The organism is Pseudomonas sp. UV AK001, from assembly GCF_046097675.1.
Classification (GTDB): Bacteria; Pseudomonadota; Gammaproteobacteria; order Pseudomonadales; family Pseudomonadaceae; genus Aquipseudomonas; species Aquipseudomonas kribbensis.
In genome coordinates this window covers 305,618-325,356 of sequence record NZ_JBJUVZ010000005.1, presented here as the reverse complement: position 1 = coordinate 325,356, position 19,739 = coordinate 305,618, and the positions used below count along the sequence as shown (strand labels likewise).

The following is a 19,739-nucleotide window of genomic DNA, read 5'->3' as shown; positions in this document are numbered from 1 at the left end:
CATGGATATCCGTAAAGTTAAGAAACTGATCGAATTGCTGGAAGAGTCCGGCATCGACGAGCTCGAGATCAAGGAAGGCGAAGAGTCCGTACGCATCAGCCGCCACAGCAAGACCCCGGCGCAGCAGTACTACGCTCCGGCTCCGATGCAGGCTCCGGCCGCTGCACCTGCCGCCGCTGCCGCTCCGGTGGCTGCTGCAGCCGCTCCAGCTGCCGCTGCTGCTCCAGCGCTGAACGGCACCGTTGCCCGTTCGCCGATGGTCGGCACCTTCTATCGCAAATCTTCGCCAACCTCGCCGTCCTTCGTTGAAGTCGGCCAGACCGTGAAGAAAGGCGACACCCTGTGCATCGTCGAAGCCATGAAGATGATGAACCACATCGAAGCTGAAACCAGCGGTGTGATCGAGTCCATCCTCGTCGAAGACGGCCAGCCGGTTGAGTACGACCAACCGCTGTTCACCATCGTTTGAACTGCGGAGAGCCTTTGATGACTGCGAAGTTGGAAAAAGTTCTGATCGCTAACCGCGGTGAGATCGCCCTGCGGATTCTGCGTGCCTGCAAAGAGATGGGCATCAAGACCGTCGCCGTTTACTCCAAGGCCGACAAAGAGCTGATGCACCTGGGTCTGGCAGACGAATCCGTCTGCATCGGCCCGGCTTCTGCCGCGCACTCCTACCTGCACATCCCGGCAATCATTGCGGCCGCTGAAGTGACTGGCGCTACCGCCATTCACCCAGGCTACGGTTTCCTCGCGGAAAACGCCGATTTTGCCGAGCAGGTCGAGAACTCCGGCTTCGCTTTCATCGGCCCGAAAGCCGAGACCATTCGCCTGATGGGCGACAAGGTATCGGCCAAGCACGCGATGATCGAAGCGGGCGTTCCAACCGTTCCAGGCTCTGACGGCCCGTTGCCGGAAGACGAAGAAACGGCGCTGCGCATCGGTCGCGAAGTCGGCTATCCGGTGATCATCAAGGCCGCCGGCGGCGGTGGCGGTCGCGGCATGCGCGTGGTGCACAAGGAAGAAGACCTGATCGCCTCGGCCAAACTGACCCGCTCCGAAGCTGGCGCGGCGTTCGGCAACCCGATGGTCTATCTGGAAAAATTCCTGACCAACCCGCGTCACGTCGAAGTGCAGGTACTGTCCGACGGCCAGGGCAACGCCATCCATCTGGGCGACCGCGATTGCTCGCTGCAACGCCGCCACCAGAAAGTTCTCGAAGAAGCGCCGGCACCGGGCATCGACGAGAACGCGCGCAAGGAAGTCCTGGCTCGCTGCGTCAAGGCGTGCATCGACATCGGCTACCGTGGCGCCGGCACTTTCGAGTTCCTGTACGAGAACGGTCGTTTCTACTTCATCGAAATGAACACCCGTGTTCAGGTGGAGCACCCGGTTTCGGAAATGGTCACCGGTATCGACATCGTCAAGGAGATGCTCAGCATCGCCGCTGGCAACAAGCTGTCGTTCACTCAGGATGACGTGGTTATCCGCGGTCACTCGCTGGAATGCCGGATCAACGCTGAAGATCCAAAGACCTTCATGCCGAGCCCGGGTACGGTCAAGCATTTCCACGCCCCAGGCGGCAACGGCGTTCGCGTCGATTCGCACCTGTACAGCGGTTATGCCGTTCCCCCGAACTACGACTCGCTGATCGGCAAGCTGATCACTTACGGCGCCACCCGCGACGAAGCCATGGCCCGCATGCGCAACGCCCTGGACGAAATCGTGGTCGACGGGATCAAGACCAACATCCCGCTGCACCGTGATCTGACCCGTGACGAAGGCTTCTGCAAAGGGGGCGTGAACATTCACTACCTCGAGCACAAGCTGGCTGGCGACAAGCACTAAGCTCAAGCCCGCACATGACAAGGCCGCCTTCGGGCGGCTTTGTTGTTTCTGCAGGTTTCATCTGCTCACACATTCCCCGCTCCCACAAAACCGTCGCGCTCGCGTAAACTTGCGCGCTTCTCGCAGGCCGCTAGGCTGCAATCAATCTTTTTCACAGGTGCCCGCCATGCCTTGGCTGCAAGTCCGTCTCGCCATCAGCCCAGAACAAGCCGAAACCTACGAAGACGCTTTCCTTGAAGTGGGCGCCGTTTCGGTGACCTTCATGGACGCCGAAGATCAGCCGATCTTCGAACCGGAACTCAATACCACCCCGCTGTGGGCGCACACCCACCTGCTGGCCCTGTTCGAGGGCGGCACCGAAGCCGCCCCGGTACTCGCCCATCTGGAACTGCTGACCGGTAGCCCGCTGCCCGAGCATCACAGCGAAGTCATCGAAGACCAGGACTGGGAACGCAGCTGGATGGACGGCTTCCAGCCGATGCAGTTCGGTCAGCGCCTGTGGATCGTGCCGAGCTGGCACGCCGCGCCGCAACCTGATGCAGTCAATCTGCTGCTGGATCCGGGCCTGGCGTTCGGTACCGGCACCCACCCGACCACCGCCCTGTGCCTGGAGTGGCTGGACGGCCAGGATCTGAAAGACTGCAACGTGCTGGACTTCGGCTGCGGCTCTGGGATTCTGGCCATCGCCGCCTTGCTGCTCGGCGCGAAAGAAGCGGTCGGCACCGACATCGACGTGCAGGCGCTTGAAGCTTCCCGCGACAACGCCGGTCGCAACGGCATTGCCGACGAGCTGTTCCCGCTGTACCTGCCGGAAGATCTGCCACAGGTCAAAGCCGACGTGCTGGTGGCCAACATCCTGGCCGGCCCGCTGGTTTCCCTGGCACCGCAACTGTCTGGCCTGGTCAAGTCCGGCGGCCGTCTGGCGCTGTCCGGGATCCTCGCCGAACAGGGCGAAGAAGTCGCCGCCGCCTACGCGCAGGACTTCGATCTTGACCCGATCGCCAATCGTGATGGCTGGGTGCGCATCACTGGCCGTCGGCGCTAGAATGACCGCCTGCTCAATCCGGATCGCCGCATGACCGACAGCTTCGTCACCCAGTGCCCGCATTGCCAAACCAGTTTCCGCGTCAGCCACACTCAATTGAGCGTGGCCCGCGGGGTGGTTCGTTGCGGCTCCTGCCTGCAAGTGTTCAACGCCGCCAAACAGCTGCTTGAGCAACGCGCAGGCAAGGAAGCAGTCACGCCGGTAGCGCCGGCCATTGTCGAACCGGCACCGGTTATCGAAGCGCCGGTCGTCGCCAGACAACCCGAGCCAATCGAACCACCCGAACCTCGCGCCATCAGCCAGAAGCAGTGGAGCGCGGCCGAGCTCGATCTCGACAGCCTTGATCTGGATCAGGAACTGGCTCGTCTCGAGCAGCGGGAAATCCAGCCGACCACTGAATTCGGCCGCCCGCGCGAAGAATCTCTCAGCGCGCGTCGCGACAGTCACGAGCCGGAAGACGAACATTGGTCGGACAGCCTGTTCAGCGAACCGGCGGACGAGCGGACAGTCGAGCCTGAACACGAAGCCGAAGTCGTCGACTTCGAACCGGAAAAACCGGAACGCACCGAGCCTTCGCTGTCGCTGGAACCGGTAGACCTCGACGACGAGCCTCCCATTCCGCAACTGCGCCTGCACGATCCGATCGATCCTTCTGCCCGCCATGAGCGCCTGTCAGCCAGCGATGACGTCGACGACGATCTGCCTGCAATCGAACCTCCACGCAAAAAGCGCGAACGTGACGAACCCGGCGTGCGCGCCGAGGTTTTGCAGGACCTGACCGACGATCCGCTGCAACTGGACTGGCAAAAGCGCCGCTCGCCCTGGGGCCGACGCCTGTTGTGGCTGTTGCTGGTGCTGCTCGCCGCCGCCGGTCTCGCCGGCCAGTACATCGCCTATCACTTCGACGAACTGGCCCGCCAGGACCAGTACCGCCCGTGGTTCCAGCAACTGTGCCCGCAAGTCGGCTGCACGGTGCCGTCCAAAGTCGATATCGCCAAGATCAAGAGCAGCAACCTGGTGGTGCGCAGCCATCCGGAATTCAGCGGTGCGCTGGTGGTGGACGCGATCATTTACAACCGCGCCCCGTTCTCGCAACCGTTTCCGCTGCTGGAGTTGCGCTTTGCCGACCTCAACGGCCACCTGATCGCCAGTCGCCGGTTCAAACCCGGTGAATACCTCAACGGCGATCTCGAGGGCATGGCGGAAATGCCGCCGCAGACGCCCATCCACATCGCTCTGGACATCCTCGATCCGGGACCGAAAGCGGTGAACTACAGTCTGAGTTTCCACTCCCCCGAGTGAAACACTTCAGCGCTCCAGGATTGACGGCAGTTTTCTGACTTTGCCCTGCGCGACCAAACCGCAGGCAATAACGAAATGACTGTTCAGATTTTGTTCAATTCAGCCTTTATCCAGTCATCGAGAGCGGGTATCATGCCAACCCTTTTTCGAACTCTCATGATCCGGCCCCACTTCAGGGAAGTCCTATGTCGGCGGTACGCATCGGCCCATATACATTGCAGAACGGCTTGATCCTCGCCCCCATGGCGGGTGTCACCGACCAGCCCTTTCGTCAGCTGTGCAAGCGTTTGGGCGCAGGGCTTGTAGTCTCGGAAATGGTCACCAGTGACATGAGCCTGTGGAACACCCGCAAGTCGCGCATGCGCATGATCCACGAAGGCGATCCCGAGCCACGCTCGGTACAGATTGCCGGTGGCGACGCGCAGATGCTGGCGGATGCAGCCCGGGCCAACGTCGAACTGGGTGCACAGATTATCGACATCAACATGGGTTGTCCGGCGAAGAAGGTCTGCAACAAGGCTGCCGGCTCCGCGTTGTTGAAGGATGAAGCACTGGTTACCGAGATCCTGCACGCCGTGGTGGCTGCGGTTGATGTGCCGGTAACCCTGAAGATCCGCACCGGATGGGATCGCGACAACAAGAACGGCCTGACGGTGGCGAAGATCGCCGAGCAGGCCGGGATCACGGCGCTGGCGGTGCATGGCCGCACCCGCGCCGACCTGTACACCGGCGAAGCCGAGTACGACACCATTGCTGCGATCAAGCAGGCGGTGTCGATTCCGGTCTTTGCCAACGGCGACATCGTATCGCCGGAAAAGGCCCGCTACGTGCTCGACGCGACCGGTGCCGATGGCCTGCTGATCGGCCGGGCTGCCCAAGGGCGGCCGTGGATTTTTCGTGAGATCGAACACTTCCTGCGTACCGGCGAAAAACTGCCGGCGCCGGAGCTGTCCGAGGTGGAACGCATTCTGCTTGAGCATCTGGCTGCCCTCCACGCCTTTTATGGGGACGTGATGGGCGTACGCATTGCCCGAAAGCATGTGGGCTGGTATCTCGCAACCTTGCCGGGCGCCAAGGAGTTTCGCGCCCGTTTCAATCGTTTGGATGGTACGGAAACACAATGCGCCAACGTTCGGGAGTTCTTCGCCGAACGTTACAAGAGCCTGACAGGGGACGGAGAAGGGGTGGCCGCATGACGATGATGACCGAGACTTTAGTGAGTGGAACAACACCCGTGAGCGACAACGTGAATTTGAAACAGCACCTCAATACCCCGAGCGAAGAAGGCCAGACCCTTCGCGGGAGTGTCGAGAAGGCGCTGCACAATTATTTCGCCCACCTTGAGGGCGCAGCCGTCACGGACGTGTACAACCTGGTGCTCTCCGAAGTCGAGGCTCCCCTGCTCGAAAGCGTGATGAACTACGTCAAGGGCAACCAGACCAAGGCCAGCGAGCTGCTCGGACTCAACCGCGGCACGCTGCGCAAGAAACTCAAGCAATACGATCTGCTGTAAGCATTCAATCCAACCAGAAAGGCGCCCGCGTAAAACCGGTCGCCTTTTTTGCTGACTTCCCTTGCTTTTGATGGAAATTGAGATGACCGACCAGACTACCCGCCTGCCGATCCGCCGCGCCTTGATCAGTGTTTCCGACAAGACCGGGATCCTCGAATTCGCCAGGGAGCTGGAAGCCCTGGGCGTGGAAATCCTTTCCACCGGCGGGACCTTCAAACTGCTGCAGGACAACGGCGTGGCCGCAGTGGAAGTCGCGGATTACACCGGTTTCGCAGAAATGATGGACGGTCGGGTGAAAACCCTGCACCCGAAAATCCACGGCGGGATCCTCGGTCGTCGCGGTATCGATGACGCCATCATGAACGAGCACGGCATCAAGCCGATCGATCTGGTAGCCGTCAACCTGTACCCGTTCGAAGCCACCATCAGCAAACCAGGCTGCGACCTGCCGACCGCCATCGAGAACATCGACATCGGTGGCCCGACCATGGTCCGTTCGGCGGCGAAAAACCACAAAGACGTGGCCATCGTGGTGAATGCCAGCGATTACGCCAACGTCCTGGAAAACCTCAAGGCCGGTGGCCTGACCTACGCTCAGCGTTTCGACCTGATGCTCAAGGCGTTCGAACACACCGCTGCCTACGACGGCATGATCGCCAACTACATGGGCACCGTGAACCAGGCTGCCGAAACCCTCAGCACCGAAGGTCGCAGCGAATTCCCGCGCACCTTCAACAGCCAGTTCATCAAGGCCCAGGAAATGCGCTACGGCGAGAACCCGCACCAGAGCGCGGCGTTCTACGTTGAAGCCAAGCCTGCCGAAGTCGGCATCGCCACCGCCACCCAGCTGCAAGGCAAAGAGCTGTCGTACAACAACGTGGCCGACACCGACGCCGCGCTGGAATGCGTGAAGAGCTTCGTCAAACCGGCCTGCGTCATCGTCAAGCACGCCAACCCGTGCGGCGTGGCCGTGAGCCCGGACGCCGAAGGCGGCATCCGTCAGGCCTACGAACTGGCCTACGCCACCGACACCGAATCGGCATTCGGCGGCATCATCGCCTTCAACCGTGAACTGGATGCCGAGACCGCCAAGGCGATCGTCGAGCGTCAGTTCGTCGAAGTGATCATCGCCCCGAGCGTCAGCGCAGAAGCCCGTGAAATCGTCGCTGCCAAGGCCAATGTGCGCCTGCTGGCCTGCGGCGAGTGGTCGGCGGATCGCGTTCCGGCCTGGGACTACAAACGCGTCAACGGTGGCCTGCTGGTTCAGAGCCGCGACATCGGCATGATCGGCGCCGACGACCTGAAAGTGGTGACCAAGCGTGCCCCGACCGAGCAGGAAGTCCACGATCTGATCTTCGCCTGGAAAGTGGCCAAGTTCGTCAAATCCAACGCCATCGTCTACGCCAAGAACCGTCAGACCATCGGTGTCGGCGCCGGCCAGATGAGCCGCGTGAACTCCGCGCGTATCGCGGCGATCAAGGCTGAGCACGCCGGTCTGCAAGTGGCTGGCTCGGTGATGGCTTCGGACGCGTTCTTCCCGTTCCGTGACGGCCTGGACAATGCGGCCAAGGTGGGTATCACTGCAGTGATCCAGCCGGGTGGTTCGATGCGTGATGCTGAAGTGATTGCCGCTGCCGATGAAGCCGGTATTGCGATGGTGTTCACCGGAATGCGTCATTTCCGTCACTAAGTACACGATCCACTGTGGGAGCGGGCTTGCCCGCGAAGACGGCGGCACATTCACTTCAGATGTGACTGACACAACCGCTTTCGCGAGCAGGCTCGCTCCCACAGAAAAGCGCCCCAGCGGCGCTCAACAGAATTAGCGTCATCCGAGGTTTTTGAAATGAATGTTTTGATCATTGGCAGCGGTGGCCGCGAACACGCCCTGGCCTGGAAAGTGGCTCAGGATCCGCGTGTGCAGAAGGTTTTCGTCGCCCCGGGCAACGCCGGCACCGCGATTGAAGCCAAGTGCGAAAACGTCGCCATCGACGTGCTGGCCCTCGAGCAACTGGCTGACTTCGCGGAGAAGAACGTCTCCCTGACCATCGTCGGCCCGGAAGTACCGCTGGTTGCCGGCGTCGTCGATCTGTTCCGCTCCCGTGGCCTGGACTGCTTCGGTCCGACCGCCGGTGCTGCGCAGCTGGAAGGCTCAAAAGCCTTCACCAAGGATTTCCTCGCACGTCACAAGATCCCGACCGCCGACTACCAGAACTTCACCGAGATCGAGCCGGCCCTGGCCTATCTGCGTGAAAAAGGCGCGCCGATCGTGATCAAGGCCGATGGCCTGGCCGCCGGTAAAGGCGTGATCGTCGCCATGACTCTGGCCGAAGCCGAAGACGCCGTGCGCGACATGCTCGCAGGCAACGCCTTTGGCGACGCCGGTTCCCGCGTCGTGATCGAAGAATTCCTCGACGGCGAAGAAGCCAGCTTCATCGTCATGGTCGACGGCAAGAACGTATTGCCGATGGCCACCAGCCAGGACCACAAACGCGTCGGCGACGGCGACAGCGGCCCGAACACCGGCGGCATGGGTGCCTACTCCCCTACCCCGGTGGTCACCGCCGACGTGCACCAGCGCGTGATGGACCAGGTGATCTGGCCGACCGTGCGCGGCATGGCCGAGGAAGGCAACGTCTACACCGGTTTCCTGTACGCCGGTCTGATGATCGACAAGGCCGGCAATCCGAAGGTCATCGAGTTCAACTGCCGTTTCGGCGATCCGGAAACCCAACCGGTGATGCTGCGCCTGCAGTCGAGCCTCGTACTGCTGGTTGAAGCGGCACTGGCCCAGGCACTGGATAAAGTCGAAGCGCAGTGGGATCCACGTCCAAGCGTCGGTATCGTACTGGCGGCCGGCGGTTACCCGGGCGACTACGCCAAGGGCGCGCCGATCAACGGTCTGGACGCGGCAGCGAGCCTGGAAGGCAAGGTCTTCCACGCCGGCACCGCGCTCAAGGACGGCAACGTCGTGACAGCCGGTGGTCGGGTGCTCTGCGCCACCGCCATGGGCGCCAGCGTGGGTGCTGCCCAGGAGCAGGCCTACAAACTGGCCAAGGCCATCGACTGGGAAGGCTGCTTCTACCGCACCGACATTGGCTACCGCGCCATTGCCCGTGAACGCGGCGAATCTCAGTAATAAGCTACGCTGTGTTTCCGGCAAGGGCCCTTGGTCCTTGCCGGACTGTTCCGACGCTGCGCATCGTTATATTCTGGCATCAACCTACGAAGGGATTTCGCCGTGCGCTGGCTCAGGATTGCCATAGGTTTCACCGTCACACTGTTGACCTTGCTCTGCATGCTCTCGGCCCAGGCCGCGCAAGGCAGTGGCTGGTCGGTATTGCTCGACGATCAGGGCAACCTCCAGCTGAGCGACATCCGCTCCGCCCGCTACACCAATCAATTCAGCCCCATCGAGCTTGACCGCCTCACCGCGGCCGAACCCGACGGCGCATTATGGCTGCGCTTCAGACTGGCCCCCGGCAAGCACGAGCAAGTGCTGCGGATCTTCGCCCCCGACCTGTCGCACCTCAACCTGTACGTGCTCGATGGCGACCGGCTGATCGAACAGCGGGAAACCGGCACTACCCAGGCTCAGGTCGAACGGCCGTTGCCCAGCAGCGACTTTCTGTTGCCGTTGCCGCAAAGCGACAAGTCCCTCGACGTCTATCTGCGACTGGTCTCCGACCACCAGTTACGCCCGTACATCACCCTGCAATCGGCGGTGATGGGCGCGGCCAACCATAACCAGACGCTGATCTACGGTTTGCTGTTCGGCTGCCTCGCCATGCTGATCCTGCACAACCTGATCCGCTACGCCTACACCCGTTCGCGCAGCAGCCTGTGGCTGGCGGTGTGTGAGGGCCTGCTGAGCCTGAGCCTGTTGCTGTTGCTCAACCTGGCCGGCCCCTGGTTGCCGAACTGGCATGCAATCCAGACCCCCGGCGCCTACCTGGCCCTGCTGCTGACCGCGCCCGCCGGCCTGATGTTCGCCTACCGTTTCTTCGCCCCGCTCGGCCCTCATCCGCTGAACAAGCTGCTGCTGGGCGACATCCTGTTCATCGTGATCTGCAGCCTGCTGCTGTTGTTCGTCAACACCCTGCCGCTGAACATCATCACTTACGCGCTGGTGGCGCTGGCCGGGCTGAGCATGTTGCTGGTGGCGTTCTATCACTGGCAGAAAGGCTACCGCCCCGCCCGGCTGTTCGTCGCCGCGATGGTGGTGTTCAACATCGGTACGCTGATCATCCTCCCGGCCTTGCTGGGGCTGACCCTGGTTGCGCCACAAGGCCTGATCATGACCCTGATGGGTTTCATCTGCATCAGTGGCCTGCTGATGAGCATCGCCCTCGGCGAGCGCCAGCGCAGCATCACCGAAAGCCGTTTCAGCATCAGCCGCGACCTTGCCGCGAGCAACGCCGAGATCAATGCCAAGGCCGAATTCCTGGCCAAGATCAGCCACGAGATCCGCACCCCGATGAACGGTGTGCTGGGCATGACCGAACTGCTGCTCGGCACGCCGCTGTCGGTCAAGCAGCGCGACTACGTGCAGACCATCCACAGCGCCGGCAACGAGCTGCTGACCCTGATCAACGAGATCCTCGACATCTCTCGCCTCGAGTCCGGGCAGATCGAACTGGACGACGTGCAGTTCGACCTCAATGCGTTGATCGACGACTGCCTGAGCATCTATCGCGCCAAGGCCGAGCAGCAGAACGTCGAGCTGATCAGTTTCATCCAGCCGCAAGTGCCACGGGTCATCAGCGGCGACCCGACACGTTTGCGCCAGACGCTGCTGAGCCTGCTGGAAAACGCCCTGAAAAAAACCGAAGAAGGCGAAGTGCTGGTGGTGGTCGCCCTCGATGAGCGCAGCACCCAACCGCGCCTGCGCATTGCCGTGCAGGACAGCGGCCAGCCGATGGACCAGGAAGAACGCGATGCGTTGATGCACGCCGAGCTGCACAGCAAGCACTTCCTGTCGGCCAACCGGTTGGGCGGCAATCTCGGGCTGGTGATCGCACGACAACTGATTCGTCTGATGCAGGGCGAGTTCGGCATCAAGAGCGGCGCCACCCAGGGCAGCACGCTGTGGCTGACCCTGCCGCTGGATCCCGACCGTCTGGAGCACCCGACCTCCGACCTCGACAGTCCGCTGCAGGGCGCGCGGGTACTGGTGGTCGACGACAACGACACCTGCCGCAAAGTGCTGGTGCAACAGTGCAGCGCCTGGGGCCTGAACGTCAGTGCGGTGCCGTCAGGCAAGGAAGCGCTGGCCCTGTTGCGCACCAAGGCGCATTTGCGTGATTACTTCGACGTGGTCCTGCTGGACCAGAACATGCCCGGCATGACCGGCATGCAACTGGCCGCCAAAATCAAGGAAGACCCGAGCCTGAACCACGACATCCTGCTGATCATGCTCACCGGCATCAGCAATGCGCCGAGCAAGATCATCGCGCGCAATTCGGGGATCAAACGCATTTTGGCCAAACCGGTGGCCGGCTACACGCTCAAGACCACGCTGGCCGACGAACTGAACCAGCGCAACCGCGGCCAGGCCGTATTCCAGCCACAACCGAGCGGCCCGGCAACAGCCGTCAAGGTCCCGAGCGATTTCCGCATTCTGGTCGCCGAAGACAACACGATTTCCACCAAAGTGATTCGCGGCATGCTCGGCAAACTCAACCTGCAACCGGACACCGCCAGCAATGGCGAAGAAGCCTTGCAGGCCATGAAGGCCCAGCGCTACGACCTGGTGCTGATGGATTGCGAAATGCCGATCCTCGATGGCTTCTCCGCCACCCAGCAACTGCGGGCCTGGGAAGTCGGCAATCAGCGCATCCGTACGCCGATCGTCGCACTGACCGCGCACATCCTCGCCGAACACAAGGAGCGTGCGCGCCAGGCCGGCATGGACGGGCACATGGCCAAACCGGTGGAGCTGTCGCAACTGCGCGAGCTGATCGAGCACTGGGTGGCCCAGCGTGATCAACAAAATCGCACGACGGCACGAACGCCCTGATCTCGGCGAGCGGCCACCTTCCCAACGGATCTTGCCGTGATGACGCCAGATCCGCCTGATAGACTCCGTTCAACTTCCGCCCGCGCGAGTTTTAACCATGCTCCATGTGTTGTTCAGCGTTTACCTGAAGATGCTGGTGCTCTACAGCCCGTTCTTCGTGTTGTCCTGCTTCATCAGCCTGACCCGGGGTTATTCACGCAAGGAGCAACGGCGCCTGGCATGGAAAGTAGCGATCGCCACCCTGGTATCGAGCGTGTTGCTGTACCTGTTCGGGCGGGTGATCTTCGATGTATTCGGCATCACCGTGGATGCCTTCCGCATCGGTGCCGGCAGCGTGCTGTTCATCTCGGCGCTGGGCATGGCCCAGGGCAAGTCGGCGGTGCAGGCCGACAATGTGCAGCAGGATGTGACCATCGTCCCGTTGACCATCCCGCTGACGGTCGGCCCCGGCACCATCGGTGCGCTGCTGGTGATGGGCGTCAGCCAGCCGCACTGGGATGACAAGCTGATCGCGATCATGAGCATCGCGCTCGCCAGTTTTACTGTCGGCGTGGTGTTGTATCTGTCGAACCGGATCGAGCGGATTCTTGGCGATCAGGGGTTGCAGATCGTCAGCCGCCTGATGGGCCTGTTCGTATGCGCGCTGGCGGCGCAGATCATCTTTACCGGAGTGAAAGGTTATCTGGTGCCATGATGCCTGCCCTGTAGCAAAGACCGGAATGAAAAGCGGCTCACGATGAGCCGCTTTTTTGCATCAGCCTTTCGCCCTCGCACTCTGCCAACAAGGGTGTACATTCAGTCTCCGCCCTGGGTGCGAAGACTTTCAGCTTTTGATTTATTGCTCAGATCATTTCTTTAATCACAGTACCCAACATGGCAGTGGGTTCATCGCGCAGTGTCTGTGAATAAGCCTTCTGCAATTGCTCGATGCTGAATGTGTGCTGCTTGCCATCAATCGTCACTGCCAATGCCATTGGCATCTGCAACTCACCCTCCTGTGAATCGATATCTCGCACTATCAGAGTGTGACCACTGTCCGGATCGGTGAACACCAGGTGCCCGCTGGTCCGGGAGATCAGCAGACGTGCACAGTCAGTCAGATCAAGACTCAACAGCCCGGTGCCCGGAATTGGAATATTCGTCGCCAGTCGCCGATCGATCACGATGCAGTCAAGACGTTGCCAGGCTTCATCCGACACCCGATAACCCGACGTCTGCGAACCGAAACCCAAAATCAGTTTCGCTACGCCATCAGGCAGCAACGCCACAACGTCAGTGACGCCATCTCTCAACTCGAGAGACAGTACTTCGCCTTCACGGTGACCATGGCTGGCGTTTATTCCTGTCCGCTCGGTTTCACTGGATTGAATGCTGAAAATCCGCCCTTCAACCGTGTCGAACAGAATCGGCACCGTTCCTTGTCGCGTGCCCAGAAACACTAACCTCCCGCCCTCGTGTTGACCTGATACCTCAAACAAATGATCAGTCTCGGGCAGGTAATACTTCTGGCGACCGCCCAGGCTTGCGACCAGCAAGACTGGCGCATGGGAATGCCTGGCCAACAACCACCTCAAACCTGCCTGTAACTGCTTATCTGTCTTGCCACGGATGGATGACCAGCCATTCTCCATGCTGACGATTCGAGCAGGCTGGCGATCCTGCAACTCAACATTGATGCCGTCATGGGTTTGTCCGATCAGGCCTTGGCCGTTGAGCTGCACTTGAGCAAACGACCATTGCGGCCAGACCCGCTCAGCCCTTGGCAATTGCTCTGAAAAGGTCAGTTTCGTTCCTGTGCCAAACGCGGCGCGCAGCGACTCGATGCCAACGGTCGGTTGGCGATAAAGCTGCCCGCCCCGGCTGTCCAGCAACCACGCCGCGTTTCTGTCCGGAGTCAGCCCAAGCAAGGTCACATTCGCCCCCGAACCGACCTCCATCAACACGACCTGTTCATCGATGCACCACGCCGCAATCGAATACTTGCCGGAGGCATTGCCCAGACCGATGATCGAGAAAGGTGCATCTCGATAATCTTTGACCAGCGCCGGCAATGCTGCCAGCCAATCGGTGTTTTCCTTGAACCACCGCGGCCCGACACCCACGAATTTCAGGACTCCCTGCTTATCGATCTCGAACAGCCGACCGTCCTCCCGGGTGACGATGTAAAGCGCGCCGTATTCGCTGACCTCGACGACATCGGTGGCGATGTCTTGCGCGTCTTGCGATTCACCGCCACGGTACAACAGCCGGGACTTTTGACTGTAGAACAACGGACGGTCGCCCAGGCCATCATTCCAGACCAGCAGAATCGTGTCCGTCTCAAGGCCACCGGGCCGGGCCAACCGGAAATACATACGGTCTGCCAGACGCATCCAGGCCAGATCGTGCAGCGTATCGAGAACATTACTGCGTAACTGGACAAACTGCGTCGCCCCCCAGGAGGACAGACTCGGCGCCATGCCAGGCGTGGCATCGGCATAGACTCGTGGTGTATCGAAGCGCTTGATCAACGAATGCCAATAATCCGCCGATGTTTTGGGTATGAGCTCCTCCCGGGCTGCCGAGATATTGATGCTGACGAGGATGACTGCCCAGTGATTCAGAAGGTATTCGAACGTAACCTCTACCCCGTTATCGACCTCCAGCATCGTTTGCTGGACATTTATGCCGTGGGCAGTCTGCTGACAGCCAACAATCCGAGAGCCACCCACCGGGTTCATCAGGCGATAGCGATGATTCACGGTGCCCGTAACCGTATCGACGCGCCAGACCGTCGCATGCCCGGGGTGGTAAAACCAAGCGTGCTCAGCGCTCGCCGTCGCCAGCACGACGCCTTCATTTACAGACTCCGGCAGGTTGCGCGCGCTTAACAGCCGGGCCTGCGCCACGTCGTACCAGGCCGCGACGAACACCGGGTGTGCAGTCGGGCTCAATGGCAGTTGAAACTTGTGCAGCGCCACATAGGCGGCGACGCGTTGCGCTGCTGCCAACGCACGAATTCGACTGAGCACAGCGGTGATCGCCGGCTGGCTGCCTTGCAAAACACCCGGTCCCGATGCCCCTGCTTGTGCACTTGCATTTTCAAGCGTGACGGAGGCCAGAATCAGTCGTTTGCGCGGCAGGTCAACCTTGAACAACTCGCCATGGGCCAACTCGATAAAGTCCACGTGACCTTCGATGCGGATCCCGCCGACACTTAAAAATCCCTCGGCAAATCGAAAGCTGTCTTCACGGACCCACGGGGCATGAAGCCCCCACTGCACGGCATCATCACCGTGCAGGGAAACCGCGACGAGCCCTGGCGTCAGCCATAGCTGGCGCTTACCCGGTGCAGGCGTGAGAATCTTGTAGGAGATGCAGCCTTGCCATTCCTTCGGCAATGCCGGAACCACCAACTGACGCACCCGGTTGTCCAGCTTCACGACAATCTCCGTTGGCTTATTGAACGGGTGCAGTTTGTAGAGAATGTGCGGGAATGGCGTGTTGACAAAAAAATAGAATCGTTGAGTGCCGTTTTCGTCGTACTCCAGTTTAGTGACAGCGCTATTGCGCAGGCTCGGGTACCAGGTTTCCATCGTCGGCCTGTGAATCAGTTCAACAACCGATCCAAATACACTAAGACTGTTGATGAAACTCGATGCAGGCTTTTCACTGAACAGCTGTGGCTCACGCTGAAGCTCTCCCGGCTGCGGCAGGTAGGCATAACCAGCCGTTCCAATCTGGTACTCATAACCGTAGTAACACAATGGCGTACATGGCAGCACAACGGCCTGGACATCACCGGGCGCGGTGCGGATCAGACTGACCACCGACGGGGACCCGAGGGCTTCGCGAATATTGATCGCCCGATGCAATTGCTTCGGATGGTTATTGAACTGCGGCAGCTCAAGCCCACCGCGATCCATGGGATAAAACCGCTGACTGTCGAACCGGATCCGGTTGCCCTGCAAGTCCAGTTCGGTGATGACAGCTTCGGGCTCGAAGCTCAGCACACCGTCCTTGCGTGTATAGACACCGGGACCATAGGCATCCTGGATTTTGCGCAGATGCGCCCCGACGCCTTTGGCCTTGTCGCTGATCTGCCCCAGATTGCTGGCGATGGCCGTCACCCCAATGCCGATACCGAGCAATGGCACCGAAAGGATCGCGGCGGCAGCGCCGATAGTCCCACCTGCGGCCAGAGCCACGATATCCAGCGCCAGCGCAGCGACATCGAACACCAGTTGCGTGGCCAACCGAGAACGCTGCTCCTGATTGCTCGCGGTTGCCAGACCGTAGATATCCATGCCAATGGTGGCCACAGAAAATACAAATCCGATGGCGCTGCCTGCCCGGCTCAAATGTCGTGCGGCCATCGATGACTGACGCAGCGCCTGTTCACTGGCCGCCACCAGGCGAACCAGTCTGATGATCTGCAGCGAATCGCTGAACACCCCATAACTCAACTGGGCGTAACTCAGATAAACCTGCACCTGGAGGGCAATCGTCAACGCGGGCAACTGCTCTCCCCCGGCCTGATATTCACGATGGCGCATTTCGGTAATCAGGGCCTGGATGGCAAAGGCGAAACTCAAGCGGCTGCCGCCATCGGCTTCACCTGTAATGCCACTGTTGCCTACCAGAACCTTTACCTGGCGCTGAAGGTGATTTCTGACGTTGCCAAGACGCGAATCCGTAGTAGTGACATCCAGTTTGATTTGCGGGTTACTCGCGTCCACCAGCGTCACCCGGCTACTGCCGTCGGGCTGTTCTTGCACCGTTTCCAGCAAGGGGAAGTATCCACGTCCAACCTTGTGCTCGATGCGCAAGGCTGCGGTGGCCTGTTCAAGTTCACCGGCCCAGTAGCGAGCATCCAGATGCGCCAGACTGGCGCCCATGCGAGAGGAATCGTGCAGTGCGCGCGTCCGTTCAACAGCGTGCTTTTCCCAGACCGTAGCGGCCTGCGCATCCGCCAATGGGGCGTTCTGCAAAAAACTGTCCAGCCGCAGATTCGTCGACAAAACCTTGTGGGCAATCGCCGCGGTATTCACTTCCACAAGATTGAACTGTGGATGGCTTCCTTCTCCCACCGACAGCCCGTACAGCCTGGCGATTGCCCCGTTTTCAGCAGTCAGGTAACGCATCACGCCCTGCTTCAGGGTCGACGCATCCGCAAATTCGAAGATCGCAAAGTTCGGCTCATAAAAACGATAGGCATGCTGGTCACCCACCTTGATTTTCGCTACCAGCAATGCGTGATTGCCGGTATCCAGCAGGATGATCGCAGGCGCAACTTTTGTTTCAAGCAACTGCACGACGCTGTCCAGTCCGTGGCTGCCCAAGGGTTTACCGACCTCGCTCAGCGGCACTTCGTGCAGCTCATCCAATGCCAGCAACAAGGCTCGCGAGTCAGCGTCCTCGGGAGCCTGGCTCGCGACGGCCACCCTGCCGATCAGCGCCCGTACGGCAGACTCGCCAAGGGGCAGTGCCGCCGCCATAAACAGGGTCAGTGGGTAACATCGACGACCGGGGTCATCGGATGCCTGTATCAGCAAATCCTGCGGCATTTGCTTGGTCGTAACGGCACCAGCCTGAAGAAATGCTTCACGAATCTGCGCACCACGCTTGACGACCTGAGTGTGATACTCCCGTTGCGCGGTGCGATTGATTTGTCCAATGCGTTCCCCCCACTGGGTCATGGTCAGCGGGTCATTGAGTGCGAGGACCTTGAGTTCACGTGCCGTGTGAGTGTACGAGACACTGCCTCGCGCGAGGCCCAGGGCGAATTCCGCCGAGGAATGCTCTCGCAGGGCTTTTTCGATAGCGCTGTAGCGAGCGAACAACCCACCCTCCATGGTTTCACCGGCAACCTTCAACACCTCTTGCCATACGTTGGAAACCCCGGCCGTATCCAGGAGAGTTGCACCGAAGATGCCTCCCAGCATGACATGCAGCAATGGGCTCAACTGTTCAAGGGCAAGCGAGCCGTGGGCAACACGGGTGAATAGCTCGTTCAGATTGCTGGTGGACTCCGAACCATGGGAAACGGGCAAGTCGCTGACAGGCTGCGCAAGGATTTGCTGGCGCACGTCGAAGCCGATGGAGAACGGTTGGCTGAATGTAATCTCACCACTCAACTTGTCTTTCATCACGCGAATGAATGGCTCACCCAACTTCTCTATCAGCTGTTGCAATACAGAGGTCAACAGAACCGGCCTGCCTTCGACCACCGGCCAACCTTGTTTGAATGTCAGGGTCTGCGGTTTGAGCAGTTCGTTCAACTGGCCGACGTAACGTGATTTGAGTTTGCCGGTGCGCCACTTTTCCTGTTCTTTCTTGAGCCATTCATTTGCGTCACCGTTTACCGTCCAGCCAGAAATCATTTCCTCTTCGGTATAAACGTTATATCCCTCGCCCAACTTCAGACAATGACGAACTTCAGTGACCTGATCGGGGAGCAGATGTTGCTCAATATAACGGGTCAGTCCTGCGGCAGCCGCGCCCGGCCCAGTCAGCGCGATCGTGCCTCGTGCATTGATTCGTATACCGTCCTGATAATAGGTACGGATGGCATCGATCAGCTTCAATGACGAATAATGGATCTTTGAATCAGGAAACTTACTGTGCTCCTGCATTTCATTAACCACATCCTGAATGATGGGCAACAGCTGCCCCTCATCCAAAACATCGATACCTGCGGCAATTGAGCGACGCTCAACTTCCAGCACACAATCATAATTAGCACGGATCATCTGCATGATGGCCATGATCATGGCACTGCCGGGATGGGCAATGAAATGCGCATTCATTTCCCCCGCGAGAGCACTTCCATGGGCGGTCCCCAGGCGGATGGCATCCTGCGGCACCGATGGTTCCGGCGGTGCAACGAAGATCTCATGAACACCCGGTTTTTTAAGTGCAAGCCGGGTTAACGCCTCAATGTTGGAAGAGGGAATTTCACCCCTTATCTCCAGGTAGCGGGATGGATCTCGCCCCGGCATCAACGCTTCGTTGTGATCCAGTAAAAGTTTCAGGACCGCGAGTCGCTGGTCACCGTTAAAGCGACTGATATCCACACCGCCCAAATGGTCGGCCAGCGGTGGCAAGTAATCCATATCGCTGTAACGTCCACCCTCCTGATGATCGGCCTGCAACCGCACGATGTCGCTCGCTGCCGCGAAGTTTCCACGCATGGCGATTTCGCGTTGATAGACGTCCTGTAAAAAATGCCCGGCGAACTCCTGGCGAACATCACGTAACTGCAAGTCCGGCCCTACCATGGCCAGATGCGTCTCCAGGCACCGCTGGCGAAACACTTCAAGCGCCGAACGATCCTTGCCATAGGCGCGACTCATCAGATCGATACGCGCATCGTCCGCCCTGCCGGCCCATTGCGGCTGGTTGATATAGTCGAACATCTGCCACTTCAGCCCCCGCGCGCGGTCTTCAATCATTTTCGACAACTGGCCAGGATTGGTGAGTTTGTCGCCTCCCGACTCCATCGCACTCGCTCGCGCGCTCTCCAGAATCACCCGATTCATTTCAAAAGACAGCAATGCATCACTGTCGTACCAAAGATTGAATCTGTAATCCCGGGATTTCAGAACCTCGCGCCAAATGTTCATGTAATCACGCTGATTGTTACCGACCTCACTACCACCGACCCAAACGAAGTGCATGACTCTCGGCACAGGACTGCCGACACCGTTGAGAATATCCACAGTAGCCGACAGTCTCTCAACATACCGATTCAATCCCATTTGAATACGATTGACATCCATGGGCACTGGTGTTGACTTGCGACTCAACAATGAATCAAGTGTTTCCCGGAAGAGCTTTGCCGATAGCAGTTTTTGCGTTGTATCCCTTGCATTGTTAACCGCATCAAAATAGGCGCCCCACGCTGCATATTCGGCAGAGCCGGAAAGTTCGCTCAATGCCCGTTGAAGCGTTAAATAATCTTCCGCCGCAATGAACGCGCGCCCATCTACATGCCTTCCAATAGTCCCCATCACAACCCTTCCTTTAACAATCAA

General features: G+C 59.8%; 11 protein-coding genes. 10 read left to right on the top strand and 1 reads right to left on the bottom strand.

Annotated elements, in window-relative coordinates:
* Position 1: 1 nt before the first annotated feature.
* From accB to ACKLNA_RS16795, 10 genes are all read left to right on the top strand, one after another.
* Complete coding sequence (gene accB / locus ACKLNA_RS16840) at positions 2 to 469, top strand: acetyl-CoA carboxylase biotin carboxyl carrier protein (RefSeq protein WP_007951023.1); 468 nt, start codon at positions 2 to 4, stop codon at positions 467 to 469.
* 17 nt (positions 470 to 486) lie between these two features.
* The gene (accC, locus tag ACKLNA_RS16835) at positions 487 to 1,845 is read left to right on the top strand and encodes an acetyl-CoA carboxylase biotin carboxylase subunit (protein WP_085711231.1); all 1,359 of its coding nucleotides are present in this window, start codon (positions 487 to 489) and stop codon (positions 1,843 to 1,845) included.
* 166 nt (positions 1,846 to 2,011) lie between these two features.
* Positions 2,012 to 2,890: a 50S ribosomal protein L11 methyltransferase gene (prmA, locus tag ACKLNA_RS16830; protein ID WP_085732735.1), complete on the top strand. Its 879-nt coding sequence runs from the start codon at positions 2,012 to 2,014 to the stop codon at positions 2,888 to 2,890.
* Positions 2,891 to 2,920: 30 nt separating this feature from the next.
* Entirely contained in the window at positions 2,921 to 4,192 is a 1,272-nt protein-coding gene (locus ACKLNA_RS16825) for a DUF3426 domain-containing protein (protein ID WP_408986498.1), read from the top strand.
* A 185-nt stretch (positions 4,193 to 4,377) separates the two neighbouring features.
* Positions 4,378 to 5,388, top strand: coding sequence for a tRNA dihydrouridine synthase DusB (gene dusB / locus ACKLNA_RS16820; protein ID WP_085711228.1), 1,011 nt, complete (start codon positions 4,378 to 4,380; stop codon positions 5,386 to 5,388).
* Positions 5,385 to 5,705: a DNA-binding transcriptional regulator Fis gene (fis, locus tag ACKLNA_RS16815; RefSeq protein WP_003186237.1), complete on the top strand. Its 321-nt coding sequence runs from the start codon at positions 5,385 to 5,387 to the stop codon at positions 5,703 to 5,705. The genes dusB and fis overlap by 4 nt, the downstream gene beginning before the upstream one ends.
* Positions 5,706 to 5,787: 82 nt before the next feature.
* Entirely contained in the window at positions 5,788 to 7,395 is a 1,608-nt protein-coding gene (gene purH, locus ACKLNA_RS16810; RefSeq protein WP_408986497.1) for a bifunctional phosphoribosylaminoimidazolecarboxamide formyltransferase/IMP cyclohydrolase, read from the top strand.
* 156 nt (positions 7,396 to 7,551) lie between these two features.
* Complete coding sequence (gene purD, locus ACKLNA_RS16805; protein ID WP_408986496.1) at positions 7,552 to 8,844, top strand: phosphoribosylamine--glycine ligase; 1,293 nt, start codon at positions 7,552 to 7,554, stop codon at positions 8,842 to 8,844.
* A 102-nt stretch (positions 8,845 to 8,946) separates the two neighbouring features.
* A complete protein-coding gene (locus ACKLNA_RS16800; protein ID WP_408986495.1) occupies positions 8,947 to 11,724 on the top strand; it encodes a response regulator in 2,778 nt (925 codons plus the stop codon).
* Between the two features lie 97 nt (positions 11,725 to 11,821).
* The gene (locus ACKLNA_RS16795) at positions 11,822 to 12,418 is read left to right on the top strand and encodes a MarC family protein (protein ID WP_085732729.1); all 597 of its coding nucleotides are present in this window, start codon (positions 11,822 to 11,824) and stop codon (positions 12,416 to 12,418) included.
* A gap of 148 nt (positions 12,419 to 12,566) precedes the next feature.
* Here the strand turns inward: ACKLNA_RS16795 and ACKLNA_RS16790 are convergent, their stop codons facing one another.
* Positions 12,567 to 19,715: a TcdA/TcdB pore-forming domain-containing protein gene (locus ACKLNA_RS16790; RefSeq protein WP_408986494.1), complete on the bottom strand. Its 7,149-nt coding sequence runs from the start codon at positions 19,713 to 19,715 to the stop codon at positions 12,567 to 12,569.
* Positions 19,716 to 19,739: the final 24 nt, after the last annotated feature.

Coding starts and splice junctions, on each gene's coding strand:
- purH (WP_408986497.1), top strand. CDS start 5,788: ATGACCGACCAGACTACCCGCCTGCCGATCCGCCGCGCCTTGATCAGT.
- ACKLNA_RS16790 (WP_408986494.1), bottom strand. CDS start 19,715: ATGGGGACTATTGGAAGGCATGTAGATGGGCGCGCGTTCATTGCGGCG.
- ACKLNA_RS16825 (WP_408986498.1), top strand. CDS start 2,921: ATGACCGACAGCTTCGTCACCCAGTGCCCGCATTGCCAAACCAGTTTC.
- prmA (WP_085732735.1), top strand. CDS start 2,012: ATGCCTTGGCTGCAAGTCCGTCTCGCCATCAGCCCAGAACAAGCCGAA.
- purD (WP_408986496.1), top strand. CDS start 7,552: ATGAATGTTTTGATCATTGGCAGCGGTGGCCGCGAACACGCCCTGGCC.
- dusB (WP_085711228.1), top strand. CDS start 4,378: ATGTCGGCGGTACGCATCGGCCCATATACATTGCAGAACGGCTTGATC.
- accC (WP_085711231.1), top strand. CDS start 487: ATGACTGCGAAGTTGGAAAAAGTTCTGATCGCTAACCGCGGTGAGATC.
- ACKLNA_RS16795 (WP_085732729.1), top strand. CDS start 11,822: ATGCTCCATGTGTTGTTCAGCGTTTACCTGAAGATGCTGGTGCTCTAC.
- accB (WP_007951023.1), top strand. CDS start 2: ATGGATATCCGTAAAGTTAAGAAACTGATCGAATTGCTGGAAGAGTCC.
- fis (WP_003186237.1), top strand. CDS start 5,385: ATGACGATGATGACCGAGACTTTAGTGAGTGGAACAACACCCGTGAGC.